Source organism: Vibrio tapetis subsp. tapetis (assembly GCF_900233005.1).
GTDB classification, from domain to species: Bacteria; Pseudomonadota; Gammaproteobacteria; order Enterobacterales; family Vibrionaceae; genus Vibrio; species Vibrio tapetis.
In genome coordinates, this window is the sequence record NZ_LT960611.1 from 48,391 (window position 1) to 70,081 (window position 21,691).

Sequence of the window (21,691 nt, forward strand, 5' to 3'; positions counted from 1 at the left end):
GTTAGCTTTAGATTCAGATTATTAAAAGCCCACTCGTATGAGTTAATGCCGATCGTTTAGCTACTTGAACGATCCTCCAGAGGCCTCATAATCGGTCGTAACGTAAGTTACGGCCGATTTTTTATGTCTGAGTTTTCAAAAGAGTTACAGGTTACCGCAGAGTTTTGCCACGAACGTCCAATCGATGTGTTTAATAAACACATTCCTTGGGAATGGGTTGAAGAAGCTGTTCAACAAACTGGACGAGTATCGCTCAGAAAGCGACGCCTCCCCGCAGAGCAAGCTGTTTGGTTAGTATTAGGGATTGGGCTCCAACGTAATCGCTCCATTCAAGATGTCTGCGACAAGTTGGAGTTAGCATTCCCTGATGTAGATGGTGAACTCACACCTATGGCAACAAGCAGTATTATCAAGGGGAAAGAACGCCTCGGCGATAAACCTATGCGTTACTTATTTAAAACTACAGCCCAACAGTGGGAGCAACAATCAGACTTTGACGAAGTTTGTGGCTTAAAGCTTCTTAGTGTCGATGGAACGTATTTCAAAACTCACAATACCGAAGAAAATCAGCATTTTGGGTTTGCTCAAAAAGGTGCATCATTTCCAAGCGTGTTGGCAGTAACATTAATGTCTACACGTAGCCACCTTGTGTCCGATGCTGCTTTTGGACCAGTAACAAACAGTGAAATATCATATGCCCAACAACTTGTGGGGTCAGCACCAGATGACTCATTAACACTTTTTGATAGAGGGTTCACTTCTGCGGAGTTATTTACCAGCTGGCAGGGTGCTAGCAGTAACAGCCACTGGTTAACACCAATCAAAACCAAAATGCGCTATGACATAATCGAGAGTTATACTGATTATGATCATCTCATTGAGATGCCTGTTTCACCACAAGCTCAAAAGCAGACTCCCTATCTTGGCAAGAGATGGCAAGCACGCCTTATTCTAATTCCAACCCCTAAAGGTGAAATCAAAGGCTTCATTACTTCGTGCTTATGCCCTGAGCGCTATCTGTTTGATGACTTAGTTAAAGTGTATTGGGAGCGTTGGGAAATCGAACGCAGTTACGGCGAACTAAAGCAGTATCAGTTACAAAACAAACCAACATTACGAAGTAAGAAAAAAGTCGGGATATATCAGGAGCTATGGGGAATATTAACCAGCTATAACATCGTGAGGCTGGAAATGGCTGAGATGGCTAAACAACATGAAGTTGAGCCTCTACGGATCAGCTTCATTAATGCCTTATTTTTGATTATGGATGAGATGATTTGGGCGAGCGACACTCGAAGTCCAGGAGCGATACCAAAAAACTTAAAAGCTCTCAGGGACAATTGGAAGCTGCTTATTCTCCCCAAGAAACGGAAAAGGAAACCATACCCCAGAGCGGTTTTAAAAAAGCCAGCCCGATACCCCAATAAACATGCCACTCGCTCTTAAGCGAGTGGCATTAACTCGTATGAGTGGGCTTTTTTGTATCATCACAGATTCATTTACTGGCTTAATATTGATACTGGTGATGTAATAGGCCGTATGGTTATCGATAAACTCTTTTAAAAACAGTGGAAGTAAGATATTTTGGAAAAAATTATCGCTTTCAGCGGTGGATTAAAATAAGTAAAGGAAGCTCAACATGGCACAAGAATCATCCGTAATAGATGCAGTGGATATTGGTGAAAACATCTCTCTAGTCAGCAGATGGTTGACCGACAATAGTGATCTATTAGTTCAATATGGGGTTAATATCATTTCAGCATTACTGATTTTGTTTATCGGTAATATGATAGTGAAAGGCATCGCAAACAGCGTCGCTAAGCTGCTTAAGAAGCGAAAAATGGACAAAGCGGTGGTGGAATTCATCAGCGCCTTAGTTCGTTATACGTTATTTGTTATTGTCTTAATTGCCGCTCTTGGTCGAATTGGCGTTCAAACCGCGTCTGTCGTTGCGGTTATTGGTGCGGCTGGTTTAGCGATTGGCCTTGCACTACAAGGCTCTCTATCTAACTTTGCTGCAGGCGTACTAATTGTTGCGTTCCGTCCGTTTAAATCGGGCGATTACGTTGAAATTGGTGGTGTTGCTGGTTCGGTTGAATCAATTCAAATCTTCCAAACCGTGCTAACCACACCTGATAACAAAATGGTTGTGGTACCAAATGGTGGGGTTATTGGTAGCCCAATCACGAACTACTCTCGTCATGCGACTCGTCGTATCGATCACGTAATTGGCGTTTCGTACGGTGCCGATCTGAAGAAGACAAAAGAAGTGATCACTAAGATTCTTGAAGCTGACGAGCGTATTTTGAAGTCGCCAGCTCCAACAGTAGGTGTCGTTGCACTGGCTGATTCTTCAGTTAATTTTGTGGTTCGCCCATGGGTTAAAACTGCTGATTACTGGGATGTGTACTTTGATTCACTGCAAGCAATCAAAGAAGGTCTGGATGCAGAAAATATTGAAATCCCGTTCCCGCAAATGGATGTTCATTTGAATAAAGCAGATTAGTATTTGCAAGGCTAAAGGCTAAAGGCTAAAGGCTAAAGGCTAAAGGCTAAAGGCTAAAGGCTAAAGAAAAAGGGAGAGATCATAATACGATCTCTCCCTTTTTTTTGGTTCTATGCCTCGTCCTGAAATGCGTTTAGATTACATGTATTGAACCCATAGCCCTTTTGTTAGGAAGAAGGCGATGGTAAACATCATGGTAGCAACCGCAAAGTCGATGCCTTTTTTCACTTTTGGCTTAGAGAGTGTAGGCCCCAATTTTGCTGCGCCAATAGATAGACTATAAAACCAAACGAACGAAGCCATGATGGTGCCAATAGCAAACGCTATGCGATCATTACCATCAAATTGGCCGCCAATAGATCCTAAGATCACGACCGTATCTAAATATAAATGAGGGTTTAAAACCGTTACCGCTAAGGCGCCGAGAATCACAGCGCGCTTACCTCGGGCTGTCATTTGCGTCTTAGATTCCACCTTATCTGGTGACCTGAGTGCACTTCGTAATGAAATCATGCCGTAAATAGAAAGGAATGCGATTCCGCCTAAGGTGACTGAGGTCAGTAGCATTTCATTTTTTGACAACAATGCACCACCACCGAATACACCCAGTGAGATAAAAAACGCATCTAGGCAGCTACAAATTGTGGCGGTTGTTAGGTGATGATTGCGCTTAATGCCTTGATTCAACACATAAGCATTCTGAGCGCCGATCGGAATGATCATTGTTGCGCCTAATCCAAAACCCTGTAATAAAACCCAAATGCTCACGGTAAAATCCTTACGAAAACTGAAGATAAATCAAAGTGCGGCAAGCATACCTAGGGTCACAGAATAAATGAAACTAATAATATTAATGCATCATAAGTTAGGCTTATAATTAGGGCTAAGGGCTAAGGGCTAAGGGCTAAGGGCTAAGGGCTAAAGGAGGAAGCAATGCGTGGATTAGATTATCGTTGGATTGAAGCGTTAGATTCGGTTCTCAATCAAAGAGGCTTTGAGCGGGCAGCGGAGCAGTTGTGTATTTCACAGTCTGCCGTTTCTCAGCGGATCAAGCAGCTAGAGAAGTGGCTGGCACAACCTGTTTTGGTTAGGGAGCAGCCACCGAGAGCGACTCAGGCTGGTAAAAAGCTGCTTGGTTTGTATCGTCGAGTTTGTTTACTAGAGCAAGAGCTATTACCTGAACTGAGTACTGAAGACAGCGAAAGACCGTTATCGATTAGTCTTGCTACCAATGCTGATAGCCTAGCAACATGGCTATTGCCAAGTATGACGGACTTACTGAAGCAGAAACGTATTGAACTCAACCTTATTGTTGATGATGAAGGTCGAACACTGGATAAAATACGTAATGGTGAAGTGGTCGGGGCGATCAGTTTGGAATCTCAAGCGATTCAAGGTTGTGATGCAGATTACTTAGGCCGAGTAGACTATTTGTGTGTGGCGAGTCCTGAATTTCATGCTCAGTATTTTCCACAAGGTGTTACCCGTGAAGCTCTTAAACGAGCGCCAGCGGTGGCTTTTGATCAGCATGATGATATGCACGAGCGTTTTGTCCATCAGCACTTTAACTTGCCTCATGGCAGTGTATTGAAGCATACCGTGAGAAGTTCCGAAGCATTTGTTAAGTTGGCTCTGGATGGAGTGGCATATTGTTTGATCCCAAGGCAGCAAATAGTAACGGAACTACAGCAAGGCAAATTACTTGAGGTAGCGCCTGGCTTTTTATTGTCGCATCGTATGTATTGGCATCACTGGCAGCTTGAAAGTGGCGTATTAAAAGAAGTGTCTGAGTGTATTATTTCGTACGCAAGAGGGCACCTTCCTCAGTAAAAGTTCTGTCAATTGTGGAGAGGTGTGGGTCAAATTTGAGCAAACAAGCGCTATGATGAAGTGGAATTCGTTTGGAGTCTCACAATGAAAAAATTTTCTATAGCGGCGTTGCTTGTGTCTGCGCTTAGCCTACCGCACATGGCGATGGCTCAACCTGACTTCCCACACCTTTCTACAACCGGTTATGGGGAAGTTGTCGCAACACCAGACATGGCCATCATTTCGGTTCAGGTTGAAGAGACCATGTTAAATGCCGAACAGGCTAAGCAAGCGGTAGATAAAGCGATTGGTTTGTTTGTCGATCGCTTGTTAAAAGAAGGCATTAGTCGCGACAGTATCAGCAGTACTAATCTGTATTTATCTCCTCAATATCACTACCCAAAAACGGGGCAGGCAGAGTTGGTTGGATATCAAGCTTCGCGTAGCGTTACTCTGACTATTGAGGATCTAGAGAATCTGAATGCTTACTTGGAAGGGGCATTGGGTGATGGCATTAACCGAATTAACGATATCGCGCTCAAAGTGAAAGATGAATCTAAGTACCAAGAACAAGCTAGAATGGCTGCCATCAAGGATGCCAATACCAAGGCAAATTCTCTAGCGAAAGGTTTTGAACAGACTTTGGATGGTATTTGGAAGATCAGCTATAACAACAGCAGTAGCCGACCGGTTCTAATGAAGTCAATGGCGATGGATGCTCGAGGTGAATCAAATAGCTACCAAGATTCTCAGATTGTTATTCGTGATCGAGTGGATGTAACCTATAAGCTGAAGTAATCGACTGCTTCTTGATTAAATATTATGCGTTTTCTTTTGAATGCGAGTCATATGGCTCGCATTTATTTTATCTGATTGTTAATAATTGGTGTTATTATCTGCTTTGGTTCACATTTTCAATGAGCGTAATAATTAAAAATACACATACGCTTATAAATTTCCAGTTAAGACAGATTGATTTATAAAATAAATACGGGGTTTATCAAGGATTGAGGGTTTTTGACCTTGATTGGTTTACTTTCACAATAAGAAAACGAATGAAAAATTTATCTTTAAAACACAAAATATTGTTATCCGTCACCATTGCCTTGTCATTGGTTATCGCGTTACTTTCTTGGCGCAGTTATTCCATTCAAAAGACACTTTTATTAGAGGAAAGCACAGAACAAGTGCATCGCCTTGGGATTCAAAAAGTGGAAAGTATTAGTACTTGGTTATCCGCACGACAAGACGTGATTAAAGGCTTAGCGCATAAAACATCTTCTGCTCCTCTCGACTCTTTGCAACAAGCTCAAATCTCTGGTAGTTTCCAACTTACCTATTTTGGTGAAAATACCGGGCGAATGCACGACTCTGATCCAAGTATCGATCGTACAGGTTACGATCCTCGTCAGCGTCCTTGGTATAAAGAAGCCATGAACAGCAGCCAACAAATCGTAACTAAGCCTTATTATGATGTGGCATACAATATCATGGTCGTGACACTGGCTGAATCGATCCCGCAAGGTGTTGTAGGCGGTGACTTGTCTATTGATTCGTTAGTAAAAGACATTACAGACATGACCCTCCCAGCGAATGGTGTCGCTTTGTTGGTCCATAAAGATGGGACTGTTATTGCTTATAAAGATACAAATAAAGCAATGAAATCAGTCCATGAGATTGACAATGATCTCACCTCGGCCAATATTGCGGCGATGAGTGGTAAGCAAGATCTGTTACCTATGATGATAGAGTCTGAGCGACGAGAGAAATTGGCTTGGGCGGCAAATGTTCCAGGTACTGACTGGCAATTGGTGCTGCTACTGGATAAACAAACGCTAGAGTCTCCTTTGTCTTCGTTGCTAATAGGACAATTGACCATTGCGTTGGTTGTGCTAGCCGTGAGCATCATTGCTATTTCATGGCTTATCAGTGTATTACTTGGGCCGTTATCAAACGTTTCACAAGCATTAGCGCGCATTGCGGATGGTAATGGTGATTTAACTCAGCGTATCGACGTTGTTAATAAAGACGAAGTGGGCTTGCTGGCTGAAAACTTTAACCGTTTTGTTGGCAGTCAGCATCGTTTGATCAGCCACATTCGTACTCTCGCTCACGAGTTGGATGCGGATGCGGAACGAAGCTTAGTCACCAACCAAAACTCGGTAGCCGAGCTGCAAAGACAACAGCAAGAAGTCACCATGGTGGCAACCGCAGTAACAGAGATGGCGTGTGCGACGCTAGAAATTGCAAATAATGCTGAAAATACGGCAACGGCTTCTCAGCAATCGGCGCAAAGCAGCTCAGATGGTAAATTATTGGTTGATAAAACCCGTAGCTCAATTAATAGCTTAGCTGAAGAAGTTGGACAAGCGACTCAAGTTATTGCTGACTTAAGTCATCATGCTCAATCTATCTCTGGCATTTTGTCGACGATTCAGGGCATCGCTGAGCAAACCAATTTATTGGCGTTGAACGCAGCTATCGAGGCGGCGCGTGCAGGTGAACAAGGCCGAGGTTTTGCAGTAGTTGCTGATGAAGTTCGCGTTTTATCTCATCGAACTCAGCAGTCCACATTAGAAATTCAGTCGACGATAGAAACTCTTCAACAAACAACAGCAAGTGCGGTAGCCTTGATGGAAAGCAGCCAAGGGCTTGCAAGCAATAGTGTTGAAGATGCGGATGCCGCAGTGCGTTCACTTGAAGAGATCACTCAAGCTATCACGCTGATCTCAGACATGGCCGGACAGATTGCAACCGCTGCGGAAGAGCAAACGCAAGTGACGGATGAGATCACCAAGAATACGACTGAAATTAAAAGCGTGACTGATGAAATTACCGATGCTGCAGAAAATGGCTTAGGCCAAGCAAATGGCCTTAAGGCGCGTGCTACTGATCTGAACCAGCAAGTCGCTACTTTCATCCTTTAATTTTTGATTAAAATGTAAAAAGGGCAGCTTTCGCTGCCCTTTTTTTGTTTTTAAATATAAGCGATTAATGAAGAATTCGAGCGCGAATCGTTCCGTCAATTTTCTTCAATTGGACCAGCGCTTCTTCAGAACGATCGGCTTCCACGTCGATAACGACATAGCCCATCTCAGAGCTAGTTTGAAGATACTGACCTGCGATGTTAATGCCAGCTTCTGCAAAGATGGTATTGATTTGAGTAAGAATACCCGGACGGTTTTGGTGAATATGCAGCAAACGTGACGTACCTTGGTGCGTTGGTAATGATACTTCAGGGAAGTTAACACTTGATAGTGTAGAACCGTTGTCTGAGTATTTTGCCAGTTTCCCTGCAACTTCCACACCGATGTTCTCTTGAGCTTCTTGTGTTGAACCACCCACGTGCGGAGTCAGGATAACGTTGTCGAATTTCATGAGCGGAGATTCAAACGCTTCTTTGTTCGTGCCTGGCTCTACTGGAAATACATCCACAGCCGCGCCAGCAAGATGGCGTGATTCTAATGCAGAGCATAACGCAGGGATATCTACTACAGTCCCGCGAGCCGCGTTAATGAAGATTGAACCTGGCTTCATACGGGCAAATTCAGCTTCACCCATCATGTCTTTGGTTCCTGCCGTCTCTGGAACATGTAAGGTGATGACATCACACTTATTAAGTAGGTCACTCATGGTGTGTACTTGAGTCGCATTACCGAGAGAGAGCTTATTTTCAATATCATAGAAGTAGACACGCATACCCAAGTTTTCAGCAATAATACCGAGTTGAGTACCAATGTGTCCGTAACCAATGATGCCTAATCGTTTGCCGCGAGCTTCATAAGAGTTATCGGCACTTTTTTTCCAAATGCCACGGTGTGCTAATGCGTTTTTTTCTGGAATGCCACGCAATAGAAGTAATATCTGACCTAACACTAATTCAGCAACACTACGAGTGTTTGAGAATGGGGCGTTAAAGACTGGAATACCACGTTTGGCCGCAGCGCTTAAATTTACTTGATTGGTACCAATACAGAAACAACCGACACTCACCAGTTTTTCTGCGGCATCAAAGACTTCTTGAGTTAAATTTGTGCGTGAGCGAATGCCAATAAAATGCGCATCTTTTACCGCTTCTAACAATTCGTCTTGGTCTAATGCACCTTTGTGATACTCAATATTGGTGTAACCAGCTGCTTGAAATACTTCAACAGAAGATGGGTGTAAGCCCTCTAAAAGAAGAATTTTAATTTTGTCTTTTTCCAGTGATACTTTGGCCATGTATTAGCGTCCTTAACTTTTGAGAGGGTATAAATTGCTCACACACTTTGACGATAAAAATTCCTTGTGTGTATTCTGTTCAATAAAGTATCAAAATTTTATTATGTTGGGTAAGAAAATTACGGAATAAGGCATACTATTTATGTTGAAAGTGAAAAAACTTAAGTTAGAAGTAAAAAAAACGGCACCTTAAGGTACCGTTTGTAATCTAATAACAGAAATCATCGGTTATTTTATAATTATTCAGCGATATGAGCGCCTTCAGGTGTACCAGTAATAACAACATCTGCGCCACGATGAGCAAATAGCCCAACGGTAACCACACCAGCAATGGCGTTGATTTTGTCTTCTAGAGCCTTAGCGTCGGTAATTTTAAGACCATATACGTCTAAAATGATGTTGCCATTATCCGTTAATACGCCTTCACGATAAGCAGGGTCACCGCCTAATTTTACGAGTTCACGGCCAACGTAAGAGCGAGCCATTGGGATCACTTCAACAGGAAGTGGGAATTCACCAAGTACGTCGACTGCTTTCGTGCCATCTACAATACAAATGAACTTGTCTGCGATAGCCGCAACAATTTTTTCACGAGTTAATGCAGCACCGCCGCCTTTGATCATATCGCGAGTCGCGTTAATTTCGTCGGCACCATCTACATAAATATCCAGATTAGCAACGTCGTTACAATCGAACACTTTGATTTCAAGCTCTTTTAGTCTTTCGGTAGAAGCAACAGAGCTTGATACCGCGCCTTTAATCTCGTCTTTGATTGAACCAAGGGCATCAATGAAGTGATTTACCGTAGAACCAGTACCTACGCCAACAATGCTGCCTTCTTCTACGTATTTAAGCGCTGCCCAACCAGCGGCTTTTTTCATTTCATCTTGAGTCATGCCTATCTCCTGAATATAAATGGTATCGTTTGCTAAAAACGGCGCGATTATAGCCTGTTACTGTTTGGATTCCCATTGCCAAGTTTGGCTTGGTGTCAAAATAATGGGAAGCGGTACGTCCCAGGTTTCGTAAGTTAGCTTAGTCACTTGTTGGCAATCATGGGCAAGGCCTATAGCGATGGCATTTTGATTGTGAGCAAGCCAAGGGGCAAGGGTTCGGTCATAATATCCACCGCCCATTCCCATTCGCTGGCCAGTGGCATCAAATGCGACAAGCGGAGTAAAAATGATGTCGATGTCGTTAACAGGAACAATATCGAGAGCAGTGAGCTTAGGTTCTTGTATTTTATAGCGATTGAGCACCATTTTAGTATCAGGTTGGTATCGAAGGAACACCAGTTGCCCTTTTGAAAACGGGTGGATAACCGGCAAACAGACTTGGTAGCCTTGTCGCCAGAGCCATTGAATGCTCGGCATAGGATCGATTTCACCATCGGCTGCTAAATAGATAGCGACGGTGTTAGCGTTTTTTAATTCGGGAAGCTGACGAATCTGTTTGAGTAGTTGTTGCGAAGCGTGCTGTTGTTGGGGGGCAGTGAGAGCTTGACGTTTCGTTCTAATAGATTGACGCAGTTGCTTTCGATAAGAAAGGTGATCTAGTTGGTTGTGTGGCGTTTGTTGCATGAGGGTACCCCAGAGTGCCGTTGAGAACAATGACCCTTGAACCAGTTCGTTCAAGGCGGGTCAGCAATGGTTACCGTAGGCTTCTCGGTACAAGCCGAGCATGCTCAATAGCGACTAAATACTAACCCTTAAGGATTGCTTATCGGCTCGGGGACTTAGTCCTCTGACAAACACCCCAGGGTAAAACTATTTTTGCTGTCCTAGCTGTTTTAACGCCCCATCAAGTGACGCTGCAAGCGATTCCATGCGCTCAGTAATTTGGCTCGACTTTCCATCGGCTTTTTCTTTTGATACTTGCAGTTCATAGCAAATATTCAGTGCCGCAATGGTGAGTAGTTTTTCAACATTGTTCACTTTTGTTCGTTCGGTCATGTCTTTTAAACGAGTATCTAGGTCTTCCGCTGCCTTGATCAGTGATTCTTCTTCACCGGGAGGACAGTTTACACGGGTTAACTTACCTAAAATTTCAACTTCAACAGCTTGACTACTCATTCAAATAAACTCTTTTACGTTACAAAGACAGCCTGACTACGTGTATGCCGCCGAGAGGGAAACTATAGGTAATGCCTCTCTAAGATTCAAGCTTTTCACTCACGCTTTGCTTAATTGAGTGGCTAACTAGCTACGAAAGCAGCAAATTGACGCATTGCTGCGCATAATACTCACCTTGAGCGTTTTCGCTGGCAGGCTGAAATGATAGCATTACTGTAATTATTAGCTATCAGTGAATCCTTTGTATATGAGTAAAATATCTTTGCCTAGCTATCAGGCACTTGAACAAGAACTAAAGTCAGCACAAATTTCGGTGACGCCCGCTGAATTACATGGCTTGTTAACAGGGATGGTCAGTGGTGGACTTGAGATGGCTGCCAACACATGGCAAACATTGCTATACGATTACACCAATGACGGTATGGGCTGGCCAGTGACGTCTGTGACGATGGCAGAAAGTATTCTAAAAGCGACCAGTGCAGAGCTGCTAAGTAGTGACTTTGAATTGACTCTGATTTTGGCTGAAGATGGTGCAGAGTTGGTCACATTAGCCGATGGTCTGTCAGATTGGGTTAACCACTTTATCTCAGGGCTAGGTTTGATAGATGCTCAACTAAATAAAGCGGAAGAAGACGTTAAGGAAGCACTGCGCGATCTAGAAGAGATCGCCAAGCTTGGCATTGATGAAGAAGACGATATGGCCGAGCAAGCAATTCTACTCGAGCAAGTGATTGAGCACGTAAAAGCTTGCGTGATGACGGTTCATCTTGCACTTGGCAGTAAGCAGTCCATCGAGACTAAACCGACTCTTCATTAATGGAATAATATGAAACGTTACGACATCGTTATCGCTGGTGGCGCGATGGCTGGGGCAACGCTGGCTCTGGCGCTCAATGCGTATTGCCAAGATACACTCTCAATCGCGGTTGTAGAGCCGTTTTTGGCTCAGCATGAAGAGCATCCTGGCTATGACTCTCGATCGATAGCGCTTTCATATGGCACGGTAGAGTTACTTAAAGACATGCAGTTGTGGTCTGCTATTAAGCCGTATGCGGTGGCGATAAATCACATCCACGTATCCGATCGTGGTCATGCTGGAATGACGGATATGGATGCCAATGAATTAGGCATTGATGCGTTAGGTTACGTGGTTGAATTGGCTGATACTGGCCGGGTTTATCATGAAAAGTTGCAGCAAGCGGCTAATATCGACTTTTTATGCCCAGCTTCGGTGACGTCGATTGAGCGCGATTCAACGTCGGTTTCCTTGTTGTTATCGAGCGGTGAAACTATCCAAGCTCCACTGTTGGTGGCAGCGGATGGTACACAGTCTGTTTGTTGTGATGACATTGGCTTAAAGCAAACGGAACAAGACTTTGGCCAGGTTGCTGTTATTGCAAATATTACGGCTGAACAAGCGCATGAAGGGCGTGCCTTCGAGCGGTTTACTGAGTCAGGACCATTAGCGTTACTGCCTATGTCTGAAGGGCGATTATCGTTAGTTTGGTGTTTGTCTCCTGACGAAGCTAATAAAGTGCTGTCTTTATCTGACAGCCAGTTTTTAGTTGAGCTTCAGAGCGCATTTGGTTGGCGGCTTGGCCAATTTACTCTAGCAGGATCTCGCGCAAGCTATCCATTGCTACTTCGCACCAGAGAGCAGTTTATCTCTCATCGGGTTGCGGTGATTGGTAATGCGGCTCAAACGCTTCATCCCATTGCTGGTCAAGGGTTTAACCTCGGGATTCGTGATGTCGCGACGCTGGCTCAAGAAATATCTAAAGCAGAACAAGATATTGGTGACTACCAACTTCTCAGTTGTTATGCAAAACGTCGTAATTCAGATAGAAATCAAACCATTATGTTGACGGCTGGGTTGGTTCACTTGTTTTCCAATGATTATCCCGCCATGCGTATTGGACGTAACTTAGGCCTTATGTTGATGGATAACGTTTCACTTGTTAGATCACCGTTATTACGCAGGACTATGGGGTTAGTAGAGAGATAATATGATGCAAAGTTTTGATATTGCGATCGTCGGTGGTGGCATGGTGGGTTTGACTCTAGCGGCTGCACTGGCAAAAACGGAACTGAGAGTTGCGATTGTCGAGGGTAAACTGCCAAGTAGTGAATTGAATGAATTGCCGGACATTCGAGTGTCGGCATTGAGTCGCTCAAGTGAGCAAGTGTTGAGACGTGTTGGTGCGTGGTCAGGAATAGAACAGCGCCGCGCTAGCCCATATGTCGCGATGGAAGTGTGGGACAAAGACAGTTTTGCTTCTATCGACTTTCATGCCAATCACTTATCGCAGCCTAATTTAGGCCACATTGTTGAAAACCGTGTCATACAGCTTTCGTTACTGGATCGTATTAAACAACTGGATAACGTAACGTTATTTGCTCCTCAGAAGTGCCAGTCTGTCGTTGTTGGTGAGAGTGAAGCGTGGATAACACTAGATTCGGGTCAAGCGCTCACGGCTAAGTTGGTGGTGGGAGCGGATGGTGCGCATTCATGGTTACGCCAGCAGCAAGACATACCATTAACCCATTGGGATTATGGTCACCATGCTTTGGTTGCCAATATTAAAACTGAACTGCCGCATCATTATACCGCAAGACAAATCTTCACTCCGGAAGGGCCGTTGGCATTTTTGCCGATGCAAGACGCTAATATGAGTTCAATTGTTTGGTCGACAGAGCCTGAACAAGCAGAAGCATTGGTTGCGATGTCTGATGACGAGTTCAACAACGCGCTTGCTGCTGCATTTGATGTTCGACTCGGTCTGTGTGAAGTCAAAGGAGAGCGTCAGGCTTTCCCATTAAAAATGCGTTATGCACGAGACTTTGCCAAGGAGCGTGTGGCACTAATAGGTGACGCTGCACACACAATACATCCGTTAGCAGGGCAAGGTGTGAATCTTGGCTTATTGGATGCAGCAAGCTTGGCACAAGAAGTCACAAGGCTTTGGCAAGAAGGTCAAGATATCGGCTTGAAACGCAACCTAAGGCCGTTCGAACGTTGGCGCAAGGCGGAAGCTGCGAAAATGATAACGTCAATGCAAGGCTTCAAGGATTTGTTTGCAGGGGATCATCCGGCTAAGAAATTGCTTCGTGGTGTTGGGATGTCTGTTGCTGACAAATTACCGGGTGCAAAAAACCTCATTATGGAGAGAGCGCTTGGCTTGAAAGGTCAATTACCGGATATTGCTAAGTAGCCAGTAGGTTAAAATAAAACAGGGCTGATGCATGCATCAACCCTGTATAAATTCTTATATTATTACTAAAGCCTTAATTTAGTGTAAATACTCAATTTTTATGCATACGCACATTTCAATCGAGATATCTCTTGATTAACTTCGTTCACGGTTTGAAAATGACGTTTTTCAGCCTTTGCTGGTAAAATCAGTTTACCGTTATCGAATTCGAATTTCCCTATTCCGTAGATATAAAGTCTGCCTTTAAAAAGCCGACTTATGTGTTTCGCTATCATGCCAGGCGTGTAGCGTTTAAACAGTCTCATACCTTTATCCTTATTTTTCTAGCGCGACAGATTATAAAAAATATACCGCGACAATTTTGTGATTGGACTGGGGTAAAATGCAGTAATTTCAATTTCAATTGGCGAATTGTGCTGGGATTATCATTTACTCAAGACAAATCCCTGCTTTGTGTGACTAGTTCCTCATTTAACACGGACGAAAGATTAAAAAGCAATCAGTGGAAGATGCGCATGTATTCGCACAGATTATAAGAGTAGACCAAGTTAGAAAGGAATTAGTTTCATTGTAACAAAAATAAAAAAAAGCCCGCATTGAGAATGTCGGGCAAATAGTCACAGATGTATTACACAAAAAGTGGATTCACTTTTACCGCCTAGCAGATCGAACGCCCGCATTAAAAGGACTGAATCAGCATTGGCGGCAAGAAACACATTACATGAAAAATATAAAAATGACTAATTATTCATTAATATCGTATAAATATATATTACCTTTGGTTGTTATATGAGGTCGTTGTCTAGTTATTAATGCAAGAATTATCTTGTTACATCTAAAACTATAGATCTCGAACGATATTCGAGATGAGGGGGGAGCAAAGACCCAAGAGGTCTTCTAGCGTGAGCGCTAATCCTGCCATGTTCGAGCCACTGCTAATGGTGACTTCGTTTTGTTTTAACAGCTCAGAGTCAAACACAATAGGCATTTTTGTAGACAGTCCGATCGGAGCCACACAACCCACTTCGTAACCGGTGACTTCTAGTAGCTCATTAGAACTGACACAAGTCATTCGCCTGCAATTCAGCTCCGCTCTAACTTTTTTGGGATCAACTTGCCTATTGCCTGGCACGCAGGCTAAAGCATATTGATTACCCATATCTCTAAGTAAGATGGATTTCACCATTTGCTCTGGGCGGCATTGCCTTTGCGAAGCGGCGTCTTCAATGCTGGTGGCTGGCGTTTTGTGGGGGAGCAGGCGATAATTCACCTGCTTTTTCTCAAGATATTGAGTTATCGAGGTGCTATTACTCATCTTCTTCCAACGAATAAGGCAGCGCTTCAATTTGCCAGCGAGTTTCTGGTTGGTCAGTTAAGCGTAGTGCCGTATCGAACTCGATGTCTTTTGGTAAGACGATGAGGCCACAGGCTTTATTGTCGTCAAACTGGTACTGAACAATAAGAGAGCCAGCATTACGCCAGTTTTCACCAACTGCGCGCTCTAGAGTGGCATCTGCCGGTAACTCTGCTGATAGCTCACCCGTTACCTTAAATAATGCTCGTTTGTTCATACCTCGGTATTTTGCTCTAGCGACGGTTTCTTGTCCTGTATAGCAGCCTTTAGTAAAACTGATCCCGCCTAAAGCTTGTAAGTTGAGAGCCTGAGGAATGTGTTGATTTTGTTGAGATGCCGAGATACTTGGCAAGCCAGATTCAACTTCAGCCCAGTCCCAGATGCTATCGTTCGTCAATTCAACTGGGCTGTTAGCAATAACAGCGTCTGCATGATCCGGTTGAATAGACAGCAACCATCGCTTATCGTCGAGTTTGACTGCGGTCCCACCTTCAAATGCCGTCACACTTTCTTCAGTGTTGACAAAGCTACTGAGCCAATGCTTGGCATCATCACCCATCACACCTAGTAAAATGTCGTCACTTTTTTTGATTTCAACTTTGGAAAAAACCGCGTATTTTTTTATTTCATTCAGTGCGGTTTCAAAAGCGCTGGCACGAGTAATTAAGGCGTAGCCATCAAGGTGATGGAATAGGCGGAAGATGCTCCACATTTTTCCTTTTGCATCACAATGAGCCCCTAATGTGGACTGATTCGCTTCTAGAGAGACAACATCACAAGTGATCTGGCCTTGCAGGTAGGATTTTTTGTCATCTCCAACCATCGAAATGGCCGACCAAGAAGTGAGTGGGCATACAACCAGTGGTGGTAATGCTTGGGTTGAAGTGTGAGCTTGTTGCGTGAGCGATTGTTGCCAATTCATATTGAAGCTACCTAGGTTCTTTATCTATGCAGTTATGGTAAACGGTCTGTTACGGTTTGTCAGTGTTTGTGCTTTTTCTCATCAATAAAAGTTATTCGGCTCTGGAGTCTGTGACTTGCTTAGTGGTTGTAAGCTTTGGCTCTTGCTAAACTGCTTTCACAATGACATAACGCCACTAGTTACGATGCCTACAAGGTATTTTTTGGTGAATTTATTGATTCTTATTGAGGAGTATCCATGTACACGCCAGAAGCAAAAGCACGCGTTAAATGGGGCTGTCGCCGCGGAATGCTAGAATTAGATGTAGTTATGATGCCGTTCTTTGATGAATGTTTTGAAGCATTGACTGAGCAAGAGAAGAACGACTTTGTTTCTTTATTAGAATGCGATGATCCTGATCTATTTACGTGGGTCATGGGGCATGGGCGCAGTGAAAATTTAGGGCATGCCTCTATGGTTGATAAAATTGTTGCTCACAACCTCAGCAAGGTCCGTTAGTTTTCAGTTAGCGACGTCCTATCATGCCTGCATAATTCGTAGTGTGACCGCTGCGATTATTGTGTGGGCGTTATGCTCTTCTTGGTTGCCCACCGCAGCCACGCTGTACCTGTGTTTCGTTATTTTTATTCCACGCAATTGGGTTCAGCTCTATCCTCCACAAACTTTGGGTCTATTTACGTGCTCATTGGATGGAGGCATGGTGATAAATAGCACCGACTATCAAGTTGCGCGAAGTTGGCGATTATTCTTTGCAGTTGTTGTTGTCATTCAGACTCGCGAAAGTGGTCGGATAGTTATTTGGCGCGATCAATGTGAAGAGCAGCACTACCGGAGATTGTTATACCTATTGCAACAATTAGAGAATAGCTAAGTTTAAAATGGTCGAAAAAAAGAGCGCTCAGCGCTCTTTTAAGTCATAAGAAGAATGACATTACTTCTTGTTAACTCTCTGTTCCTATTTCTTATTTGGAACGAGAATTGTAGGCTGGCTGTTTTCAGCGAGCTCTGGGTAATCTAAGGTGTAATGTAGCCCTCGGCTTTCCTTGCGTTGCATCGCACACTTCACCATTAACTCAGCAACTTGCAATAAGTTACGAAGTTCAAGTAAGTTATTAGACACTCTGAACGTGCTGTAATACTCGTTAGTTTCTTGCTGCAACAATTGGATGCGACGTAATGCGCGTTCTAGACGTTTGTCAGTACGAACAATGCCCATATAGTCCCACATGAACAAGCGTAACTCATGCCAGTTATGTTGAATGACGACTTCTTCATCTGAACAGCTAACCTGACTTTCATCCCAATGGGGTAGGCTAGGTGGAAGTTCGGCATCCTTGATGTGTTTAACGATATCTTTAGCGGCCGACCAAGCATACACCACACATTCCAGTAGGGAATTCGACGCCATGCGGTTAGCGCCATGAAGCCCGGTATAGCTCACTTCGCCAATTGCGTAGAGTTGGCTTAAGTCGGTTTTACCCTGTTGATTCACCATCACACCGCCGCAGGTGTAGTGCGCGGCAGGAACAATTGGTATTGGCTCTTTGGTCATATCAATGCCCAAGTCTTGCAAGCGCATATGAATCGTAGGGAAGTGCTTAGTAATGAACTCTGCTGGTTTATGGCTGATGTCGAGATACATGCAATCTGCACCCAGTCGTTTCATTTCAAAATCAATCGCACGAGCAACGACATCTCTTGGTGCCAGTTCTTCTCGTTCATCAAAATCGGGCATAAAGCGAGAGCCATCAGGGCGACGAAGGTAAGCACCTTCACCGCGTAAGGCTTCCGTTAGCAGGAAGTTTCGAGCTTCTGGATGAAACAGGCAGGTCGGGTGGAATTGATTGAATTCCAAATTGGCAACGCGACAACCCGCGCGCCAAGCCATCGCGATACCATCACCAGACGAAACGTCAGGGTTCGACGTGTACTGATAAACTTTCGAGGCTCCGCCTGTAGCAAGCACGACAAACTTAGCACGTACAGTTTCAACGTGCTCTCTGTCCCGATTCCAAATATAAGCACCGACTACTTTGTTCGCATCGCCGCCGACTTTGTCTTCGGTGATCAAATCTAACGCGTTGTGGCGTTCAAAAATATCGATGTTTGGATGATTGTGGACGTTGTCTTGTAGCGACGTTTGCATGGCCATGCCTGTGGCATCTGCCGCGTGTAGAATACGACGATGACTGTGTCCGCCTTCACGTGTTAAGTGATAGCGTGGGCTGTCATCGGAGTCGTCATCTTCGCGGTCAAATGGTACTCCGCCGTCAATGAGCCACTGAACGCATTTCTTTGCGTTTTGGGCAATGAAGGTCACAGTGTCTTCTTCGCACAAGCCGCCGCCAGCAATTTGAGTATCTTCTACGTGAGATTCGATACTGTCAGATTCGTCGAATACAGCGGCGATACCACCTTGTGCGTAAAAGGTGGCCCCTTCGCTGCGAGGTCCCTTGCTAAGTACAATAACTTTACCATGTGGTGCAACACGTAACGCGAGCGATAAACCCGCGGCACCACTACCAACCACTAACACATCACATTGATGTTCACGGTGTATGTTCATATAACTTTCAAAATCCCAGAATATCCTAGAGCCAACTAACGGACTCTATTTACGTCATTAGCAAACTGCTAATCCCTTTATCCACTCAATGGTGATGACGTTTTTTTATTTGTTTTCTACGCCCGACTGAGTCGCTACACTGCAGGATACATCACATTGCGACAGAAAATTGGTAAAAAAAACACAAAGCATTGAACTTTTTTTCTACCAATGAGTCACAATAGTGCTCATGTAAGCGGTGGTGTCAATACTACAATTGGCAGATTTTTAGCTCATCCCTATAAAGGTGAGGGCTAATAACTATAGGAGTACACGCTCGAATGAGCGAGCAGCTAACTGATCAAGTATTGATAGAGCGAGTTCAGCGAGGAGATAAGCAGGCGTTTAACCTTTTGGTGATTAAATATCAAAACAAAGTTTGCAATCTAATTTCTCGCTATGTGAGCAACTCCGGAGACGTACAAGATGTAGCACAAGAGGCGTTTATTAAAGCGTATCGTGCCATTCCTAACTTTAGGGGTGAAAGTGCTTTTTACACTTGGCTCTATCGGATCGCCGTCAATACGGCTAAAAATTATATCGTTGCCCAAAGTCGTAGACCGCCAGCAACGGACTTAGATGCTGAAGAAGCAGAATATTACGAATCAGGCAGTGCGTTAAAAGAAATATCGAACCCTGAGAACTTAACGTTGTCCAAAGAATTGCAGAACGTTGTGTTTGATGCGATTGAAGCACTACCTGAAGACCTAAAAACGGCAATGACGTTGCGCGAGCTGGACGGCCTTAGCTATGAAGAAATAGCTGAAGTAATGGATTGTCCAGTAGGCACAGTACGTTCCCGAATATTCCGTGCTCGAGAAGCGGTTGAGAAAAAAATCAAACCGCTTATTGCGCACTAACCAGTGAATGAAATGGTGAAAATAATGGCTGACAAAGAAAAACTTTCAGCACTCATGGATGGAGAAAGTGTCGATCAAGCTCTGCTTGCAGAATTGGCGCACGATGCAGAAGGTCAGAAGTCTTGGCAGAACTATCACTTAATTGGTGATGTTATGCGGGGTGAGAACCCTGTAAGTGCCGAATGGGACATTGCTGGTAAAGTCGCTTTAGCTCTAGAAGATGAGCCTGCACACCATATTAATCCAACCCCTGCGGTTGAAGCTCAACCCACCCCAAGGGAAGCTCGTTGGACGATGCCGAGTTGGTTATCGCAATTTGGACAAGTTGCAATGGCGGCGTGTGTTTCCCTTGCGGTCATACTTGGTGTTCAACAGTATGGTGGTGTAGAGGGTAATCCGGCTCAAGCTGAATTGCCGGTGTTACAAACTATCCCATTTTCGGGCAGTGCGGAGCCGGTAAGCTTAACGGCAAACAGCGCTCACTCTTCATCATCTGAAGCACAGTTAATGGAGCAGCGCCGTCGCGTGAATGCTTTATTACAAGATTACAACCTTCAGTTGCGTCTAAATAGTAAAGCTATTGATGACCAAGCAAACAATCTGGAACCGGTAGTAGAATGAAAAAAACTCTGATCAGTGCACTAGCACTGTTCAGTTTGGTCAGTTACTCAGCCTCGGCAGAAGAAGCATCTGCCGAGGCTTTGTTGCATCAAATGAACGAAGCTAGTCAGCAATTAAACTATGAACTCTCGTATATTCTGATCAAAAAGAACAGCATTGAGCCTTTGTTGTATCGTCACGCCAAAAGAGATGACCTTCATTTAGCGCATTTGGTTTATTTGAGTGGACCCAATCGAGAAGTGATCCGTCGCGGTGATGAAGTCAGCTATATTGAGCCCGGTGTTGATCCGTTTTCCATCGAATCAGGCGAGATGGTTGCCCCAATCATCCCTATGCTCAAAACTGACGTGACAAAGCTGAGCGATTATTACGATTTTGTTAAGTTAGGGCGTGCTCGTGAAGCGGGCTCTCCAAGTCAAGTGATCCGTATTGTACCTAAAGACGGAGAACGTTATTCCTATGTATTGTGGGTGGATGAGCGCAGTTATTTACCATTGCGTGCCGATCTGGTTGATCGTGATGGTGAAGTTCTAGAGCAATATCGAACCATTTCTTACGCGGTGAACGAAAAAATCTTCGATCACATGTCGGGTCTGAATGACATCCAGTTACCTGAAATTCTTACACTACCTGAAGCGGCGAAAACCGATTCATTTTGGCAGGTTACTTGGGTGCCTGACGGGTTTAAAGCCAACAACATGAACCGCTATCGTATGGCAATAACGGATAAAGTCGTTGAGAGCCAAATGTTTACCGATGGGCTGTTCAGTTTTTCAGTGTATGTTGCTGAAAAAGATGCGATGTCATTAAAAGGGCAACTGGTTCGCCAAGGCAGGCGCACTTTGCACTCTTTTGTTGTTAATGATAAAGAAGTTTCCGTGGTTGGGGATATTCCGCCATCAACAGTAAAACGCATTGCGCTCTCGGTTAAAATGGATCCTGTAGTCAATGTGACCAAACCGGGTGTGAGTGCTGATAGTAAAGCGGTATCCACACCATGATGACTGCATTGGCTACCGTTGCTTCGGTTGAATCGACGGAACATGGCTTTCGGGCTGAGCTAAGCTGTGAGCAGCAAACGAGTTGTTCACATTGCTCATCGCAAAAAAGTTGCGGTACAGGCATAGTGTCTAAAGCGGTTGGCAATAAAAGTCATACATGGTGGCTTGAGACTTCCGACAAGGTTGAATCAGGTCAAGTTGTCGAAATCGGCCTACCTGAGAAACAATTGCTGCAATCTGCTGCTGTTGTATATTTATTCCCGCTGTTTTTTCTTATGCTCGGTGCAGCCGTCGGCCAGTTTTGGCTTGCGCCAATGTTAGGAGGCGGTGAGGGCAGTATCATTTTGTTATCCTTTGCCTTTGCAGTGCTTGGCTTCATGCTTGCTCGTTATTGGACTCAGAGAAATGAGCACCAATCGGTTGAAAAAGTCACTTTAATCCGGATTATGGGGCAACCTTTGAAAGGAATTGCTACATTTGATGATAGCGGCAACGCCTGAAATTCGGT

23 protein-coding genes and 1 other RNA gene are annotated in these 21,691 nt (G+C 44.2%); 14 read left to right on the forward strand and 10 right to left on the reverse strand.

Annotated elements, in window-relative coordinates; genetic code table 11:
- The first annotated feature begins 123 nt into the window (after positions 1-123).
- Both VTAP4600_RS00280 and mscS read left to right on the forward strand, forming a co-directional pair.
- Positions 124-1,446 carry an IS4 family transposase gene (locus tag VTAP4600_RS00280; protein ID WP_102520963.1) on the forward strand — a complete coding sequence of 441 codons (1,323 nt, stop codon included), beginning with the start codon at positions 124-126 and terminating at the stop codon, positions 1,444-1,446.
- 193 nt (positions 1,447-1,639) lie between these two features.
- Positions 1,640-2,506, forward strand: coding sequence for a small-conductance mechanosensitive channel MscS (gene mscS / locus VTAP4600_RS00285; RefSeq protein ID WP_102520964.1), 867 nt, complete (start codon positions 1,640-1,642; stop codon positions 2,504-2,506).
- Positions 2,507-2,644: 138 nt separating this feature from the next.
- On the opposite strand, the gene VTAP4600_RS00290 is transcribed toward mscS, so the two are convergent.
- On the reverse strand, positions 2,645-3,274 hold the full coding sequence (locus tag VTAP4600_RS00290; RefSeq protein WP_102520965.1) for a LysE/ArgO family amino acid transporter: 630 nt from the start codon (positions 3,272-3,274) through the stop codon (positions 2,645-2,647).
- A 165-nt stretch (positions 3,275-3,439) separates the two neighbouring features.
- On the opposite strand from VTAP4600_RS00290, the gene VTAP4600_RS00295 reads away from it, so the two are divergent.
- The 3 genes from VTAP4600_RS00295 to VTAP4600_RS00305 all read left to right on the forward strand — a co-directional run bounded on the left by VTAP4600_RS00295 (position 3,440) and on the right by VTAP4600_RS00305 (position 7,242).
- On the forward strand, positions 3,440-4,336 hold the full coding sequence (locus VTAP4600_RS00295; RefSeq protein WP_102520966.1) for a LysR family transcriptional regulator ArgP: 897 nt from the start codon (positions 3,440-3,442) through the stop codon (positions 4,334-4,336).
- Between the two features lie 84 nt (positions 4,337-4,420).
- Positions 4,421-5,113: an oxidative stress defense protein gene (locus VTAP4600_RS00300; protein ID WP_102520967.1), complete on the forward strand. Its 693-nt coding sequence runs from the start codon at positions 4,421-4,423 to the stop codon at positions 5,111-5,113.
- A 257-nt stretch (positions 5,114-5,370) separates the two neighbouring features.
- Entirely contained in the window at positions 5,371-7,242 is a 1,872-nt protein-coding gene (locus VTAP4600_RS00305; protein ID WP_102520968.1) for a methyl-accepting chemotaxis protein, read from the forward strand.
- 64 nt (positions 7,243-7,306) lie between these two features.
- Here the strand turns inward: VTAP4600_RS00305 and serA are convergent, their stop codons facing one another.
- The 5 genes from serA to zapA all read right to left on the reverse strand — a co-directional run bounded on the left by serA (position 7,307) and on the right by zapA (position 10,608).
- Entirely contained in the window at positions 7,307-8,536 is a 1,230-nt protein-coding gene (gene serA, locus VTAP4600_RS00310) for a phosphoglycerate dehydrogenase (protein WP_102520969.1), read from the reverse strand.
- Positions 8,537-8,775: 239 nt separating this feature from the next.
- Positions 8,776-9,432 carry a ribose-5-phosphate isomerase RpiA gene (gene rpiA / locus VTAP4600_RS00315; RefSeq protein WP_102520970.1) on the reverse strand — a complete coding sequence of 219 codons (657 nt, stop codon included), beginning with the start codon at positions 9,430-9,432 and terminating at the stop codon, positions 8,776-8,778.
- 57 nt (positions 9,433-9,489) lie between these two features.
- A complete protein-coding gene (locus VTAP4600_RS00320; protein WP_102520971.1) occupies positions 9,490-10,116 on the reverse strand; it encodes a 5-formyltetrahydrofolate cyclo-ligase in 627 nt (208 codons plus the stop codon).
- Between the two features lie 2 nt (positions 10,117-10,118).
- A non-coding RNA gene (gene ssrS, locus VTAP4600_RS00325) (6S RNA) lies at positions 10,119-10,301 on the reverse strand.
- A 1-nt stretch (position 10,302) separates the two neighbouring features.
- A complete protein-coding gene (gene zapA / locus VTAP4600_RS00330) occupies positions 10,303-10,608 on the reverse strand; it encodes a cell division protein ZapA (RefSeq protein ID WP_102520972.1) in 306 nt (101 codons plus the stop codon).
- A 247-nt stretch (positions 10,609-10,855) separates the two neighbouring features.
- Between zapA and VTAP4600_RS00335 the strand changes: the two genes are divergently transcribed.
- Genes VTAP4600_RS00335 through VTAP4600_RS00345 form a run of 3 tightly spaced genes read left to right on the forward strand, consistent with a single transcriptional unit; the run spans position 10,856 to position 13,820 of the window.
- On the forward strand, positions 10,856-11,425 hold the full coding sequence (locus VTAP4600_RS00335; RefSeq protein WP_102520973.1) for a YecA/YgfB family protein: 570 nt from the start codon (positions 10,856-10,858) through the stop codon (positions 11,423-11,425).
- A gap of 9 nt (positions 11,426-11,434) precedes the next feature.
- On the forward strand, positions 11,435-12,613 hold the full coding sequence (gene ubiH, locus VTAP4600_RS00340) for a 2-octaprenyl-6-methoxyphenyl hydroxylase (protein ID WP_102520974.1): 1,179 nt from the start codon (positions 11,435-11,437) through the stop codon (positions 12,611-12,613).
- A 1-nt stretch (position 12,614) separates the two neighbouring features.
- A complete protein-coding gene (locus VTAP4600_RS00345; protein WP_102520975.1) occupies positions 12,615-13,820 on the forward strand; it encodes an FAD-dependent 2-octaprenylphenol hydroxylase in 1,206 nt (401 codons plus the stop codon).
- Positions 13,821-13,918: 98 nt separating this feature from the next.
- Here the strand turns inward: VTAP4600_RS00345 and VTAP4600_RS00350 are convergent, their stop codons facing one another.
- The 3 genes from VTAP4600_RS00350 to ygfZ all read right to left on the reverse strand — a co-directional run bounded on the left by VTAP4600_RS00350 (position 13,919) and on the right by ygfZ (position 16,096).
- Positions 13,919-14,125 (reverse strand): DUF1107 domain-containing protein, encoded by a 207-nt coding sequence (locus VTAP4600_RS00350; protein WP_102520976.1) that lies wholly within the window; start codon positions 14,123-14,125, stop codon positions 13,919-13,921.
- Between the two features lie 536 nt (positions 14,126-14,661).
- Entirely contained in the window at positions 14,662-15,135 is a 474-nt protein-coding gene (locus VTAP4600_RS00355; protein ID WP_102520977.1) for an aminoacyl-tRNA deacylase, read from the reverse strand.
- The gene (ygfZ, locus tag VTAP4600_RS00360; protein ID WP_102520978.1) at positions 15,128-16,096 is read right to left on the reverse strand and encodes a tRNA-modifying protein YgfZ; all 969 of its coding nucleotides are present in this window, start codon (positions 16,094-16,096) and stop codon (positions 15,128-15,130) included. The genes VTAP4600_RS00355 and ygfZ overlap by 8 nt, the downstream gene beginning before the upstream one ends.
- A gap of 237 nt (positions 16,097-16,333) precedes the next feature.
- On the opposite strand from ygfZ, the gene VTAP4600_RS00365 reads away from it, so the two are divergent.
- Positions 16,334-16,594 carry an FAD assembly factor SdhE gene (locus tag VTAP4600_RS00365; RefSeq protein ID WP_102520979.1) on the forward strand — a complete coding sequence of 87 codons (261 nt, stop codon included), beginning with the start codon at positions 16,334-16,336 and terminating at the stop codon, positions 16,592-16,594.
- The gene (locus tag VTAP4600_RS26650) at positions 16,542-16,967 is read left to right on the forward strand and encodes a protein YgfX (RefSeq protein WP_415239669.1); all 426 of its coding nucleotides are present in this window, start codon (positions 16,542-16,544) and stop codon (positions 16,965-16,967) included. The genes VTAP4600_RS00365 and VTAP4600_RS26650 overlap by 53 nt, the downstream gene beginning before the upstream one ends.
- An 84-nt stretch (positions 16,968-17,051) precedes the next feature.
- Here the strand turns inward: VTAP4600_RS26650 and nadB are convergent, their stop codons facing one another.
- Positions 17,052-18,662, reverse strand: coding sequence for an L-aspartate oxidase (nadB, locus tag VTAP4600_RS00370; RefSeq protein WP_102520980.1), 1,611 nt, complete (start codon positions 18,660-18,662; stop codon positions 17,052-17,054).
- Positions 18,663-18,982: 320 nt separating this feature from the next.
- On the opposite strand from nadB, the gene rpoE reads away from it, so the two are divergent.
- Genes rpoE through VTAP4600_RS00390 form a run of 4 tightly spaced genes read left to right on the forward strand, consistent with a single transcriptional unit; the run spans position 18,983 to position 21,683 of the window.
- Entirely contained in the window at positions 18,983-19,561 is a 579-nt protein-coding gene (gene rpoE, locus VTAP4600_RS00375) for an RNA polymerase sigma factor RpoE (protein WP_102520981.1), read from the forward strand.
- Positions 19,562-19,573: 12 nt separating this feature from the next.
- Complete coding sequence (locus VTAP4600_RS00380) at positions 19,574-20,182, forward strand: RseA family anti-sigma factor (RefSeq protein ID WP_172443041.1); 609 nt, start codon at positions 19,574-19,576, stop codon at positions 20,180-20,182.
- On the forward strand, positions 20,179-21,183 hold the full coding sequence (gene rseB / locus VTAP4600_RS00385; protein WP_102520983.1) for a sigma-E factor regulatory protein RseB: 1,005 nt from the start codon (positions 20,179-20,181) through the stop codon (positions 21,181-21,183). The genes VTAP4600_RS00380 and rseB overlap by 4 nt, the downstream gene beginning before the upstream one ends.
- A complete protein-coding gene (locus VTAP4600_RS00390; RefSeq protein ID WP_102520984.1) occupies positions 21,180-21,683 on the forward strand; it encodes a SoxR reducing system RseC family protein in 504 nt (167 codons plus the stop codon). The genes rseB and VTAP4600_RS00390 overlap by 4 nt, the downstream gene beginning before the upstream one ends.
- Positions 21,684-21,691 lie beyond the last annotated feature (8 nt).

Excerpts from the sequence above, each read along its gene's own strand:
- VTAP4600_RS00280 (WP_102520963.1), top strand. The coding sequence starts at position 124 with ATGTCTGAGTTTTCAAAAGAGTTACAGGTTACCGCAGAGTTTTGCCAC.
- mscS (WP_102520964.1), top strand. The coding sequence starts at position 1,640 with ATGGCACAAGAATCATCCGTAATAGATGCAGTGGATATTGGTGAAAAC.
- VTAP4600_RS00295 (WP_102520966.1), top strand. The coding sequence starts at position 3,440 with ATGCGTGGATTAGATTATCGTTGGATTGAAGCGTTAGATTCGGTTCTC.
- VTAP4600_RS00300 (WP_102520967.1), top strand. The coding sequence starts at position 4,421 with ATGAAAAAATTTTCTATAGCGGCGTTGCTTGTGTCTGCGCTTAGCCTA.
- VTAP4600_RS00305 (WP_102520968.1), top strand. The coding sequence starts at position 5,371 with ATGAAAAATTTATCTTTAAAACACAAAATATTGTTATCCGTCACCATT.
- serA (WP_102520969.1), bottom strand. The coding sequence starts at position 8,536 with ATGGCCAAAGTATCACTGGAAAAAGACAAAATTAAAATTCTTCTTTTA.
- rpiA (WP_102520970.1), bottom strand. The coding sequence starts at position 9,432 with ATGACTCAAGATGAAATGAAAAAAGCCGCTGGTTGGGCAGCGCTTAAA.
- VTAP4600_RS00320 (WP_102520971.1), bottom strand. The coding sequence starts at position 10,116 with ATGCAACAAACGCCACACAACCAACTAGATCACCTTTCTTATCGAAAG.
- zapA (WP_102520972.1), bottom strand. The coding sequence starts at position 10,608 with ATGAGTAGTCAAGCTGTTGAAGTTGAAATTTTAGGTAAGTTAACCCGT.
- VTAP4600_RS00335 (WP_102520973.1), top strand. The coding sequence starts at position 10,856 with ATGAGTAAAATATCTTTGCCTAGCTATCAGGCACTTGAACAAGAACTA.
- ubiH (WP_102520974.1), top strand. The coding sequence starts at position 11,435 with ATGAAACGTTACGACATCGTTATCGCTGGTGGCGCGATGGCTGGGGCA.
- VTAP4600_RS00345 (WP_102520975.1), top strand. The coding sequence starts at position 12,615 with ATGATGCAAAGTTTTGATATTGCGATCGTCGGTGGTGGCATGGTGGGT.
- VTAP4600_RS00350 (WP_102520976.1), bottom strand. The coding sequence starts at position 14,125 with ATGAGACTGTTTAAACGCTACACGCCTGGCATGATAGCGAAACACATA.
- VTAP4600_RS00355 (WP_102520977.1), bottom strand. The coding sequence starts at position 15,135 with ATGAGTAATAGCACCTCGATAACTCAATATCTTGAGAAAAAGCAGGTG.
- ygfZ (WP_102520978.1), bottom strand. The coding sequence starts at position 16,096 with ATGAATTGGCAACAATCGCTCACGCAACAAGCTCACACTTCAACCCAA.
- VTAP4600_RS00365 (WP_102520979.1), top strand. The coding sequence starts at position 16,334 with ATGTACACGCCAGAAGCAAAAGCACGCGTTAAATGGGGCTGTCGCCGC.
- VTAP4600_RS26650 (WP_415239669.1), top strand. The coding sequence starts at position 16,542 with ATGCCTCTATGGTTGATAAAATTGTTGCTCACAACCTCAGCAAGGTCC.
- nadB (WP_102520980.1), bottom strand. The coding sequence starts at position 18,662 with ATGAACATACACCGTGAACATCAATGTGATGTGTTAGTGGTTGGTAGT.
- rpoE (WP_102520981.1), top strand. The coding sequence starts at position 18,983 with ATGAGCGAGCAGCTAACTGATCAAGTATTGATAGAGCGAGTTCAGCGA.
- VTAP4600_RS00380 (WP_172443041.1), top strand. The coding sequence starts at position 19,574 with ATGGTGAAAATAATGGCTGACAAAGAAAAACTTTCAGCACTCATGGAT.
- rseB (WP_102520983.1), top strand. The coding sequence starts at position 20,179 with ATGAAAAAAACTCTGATCAGTGCACTAGCACTGTTCAGTTTGGTCAGT.
- VTAP4600_RS00390 (WP_102520984.1), top strand. The coding sequence starts at position 21,180 with ATGATGACTGCATTGGCTACCGTTGCTTCGGTTGAATCGACGGAACAT.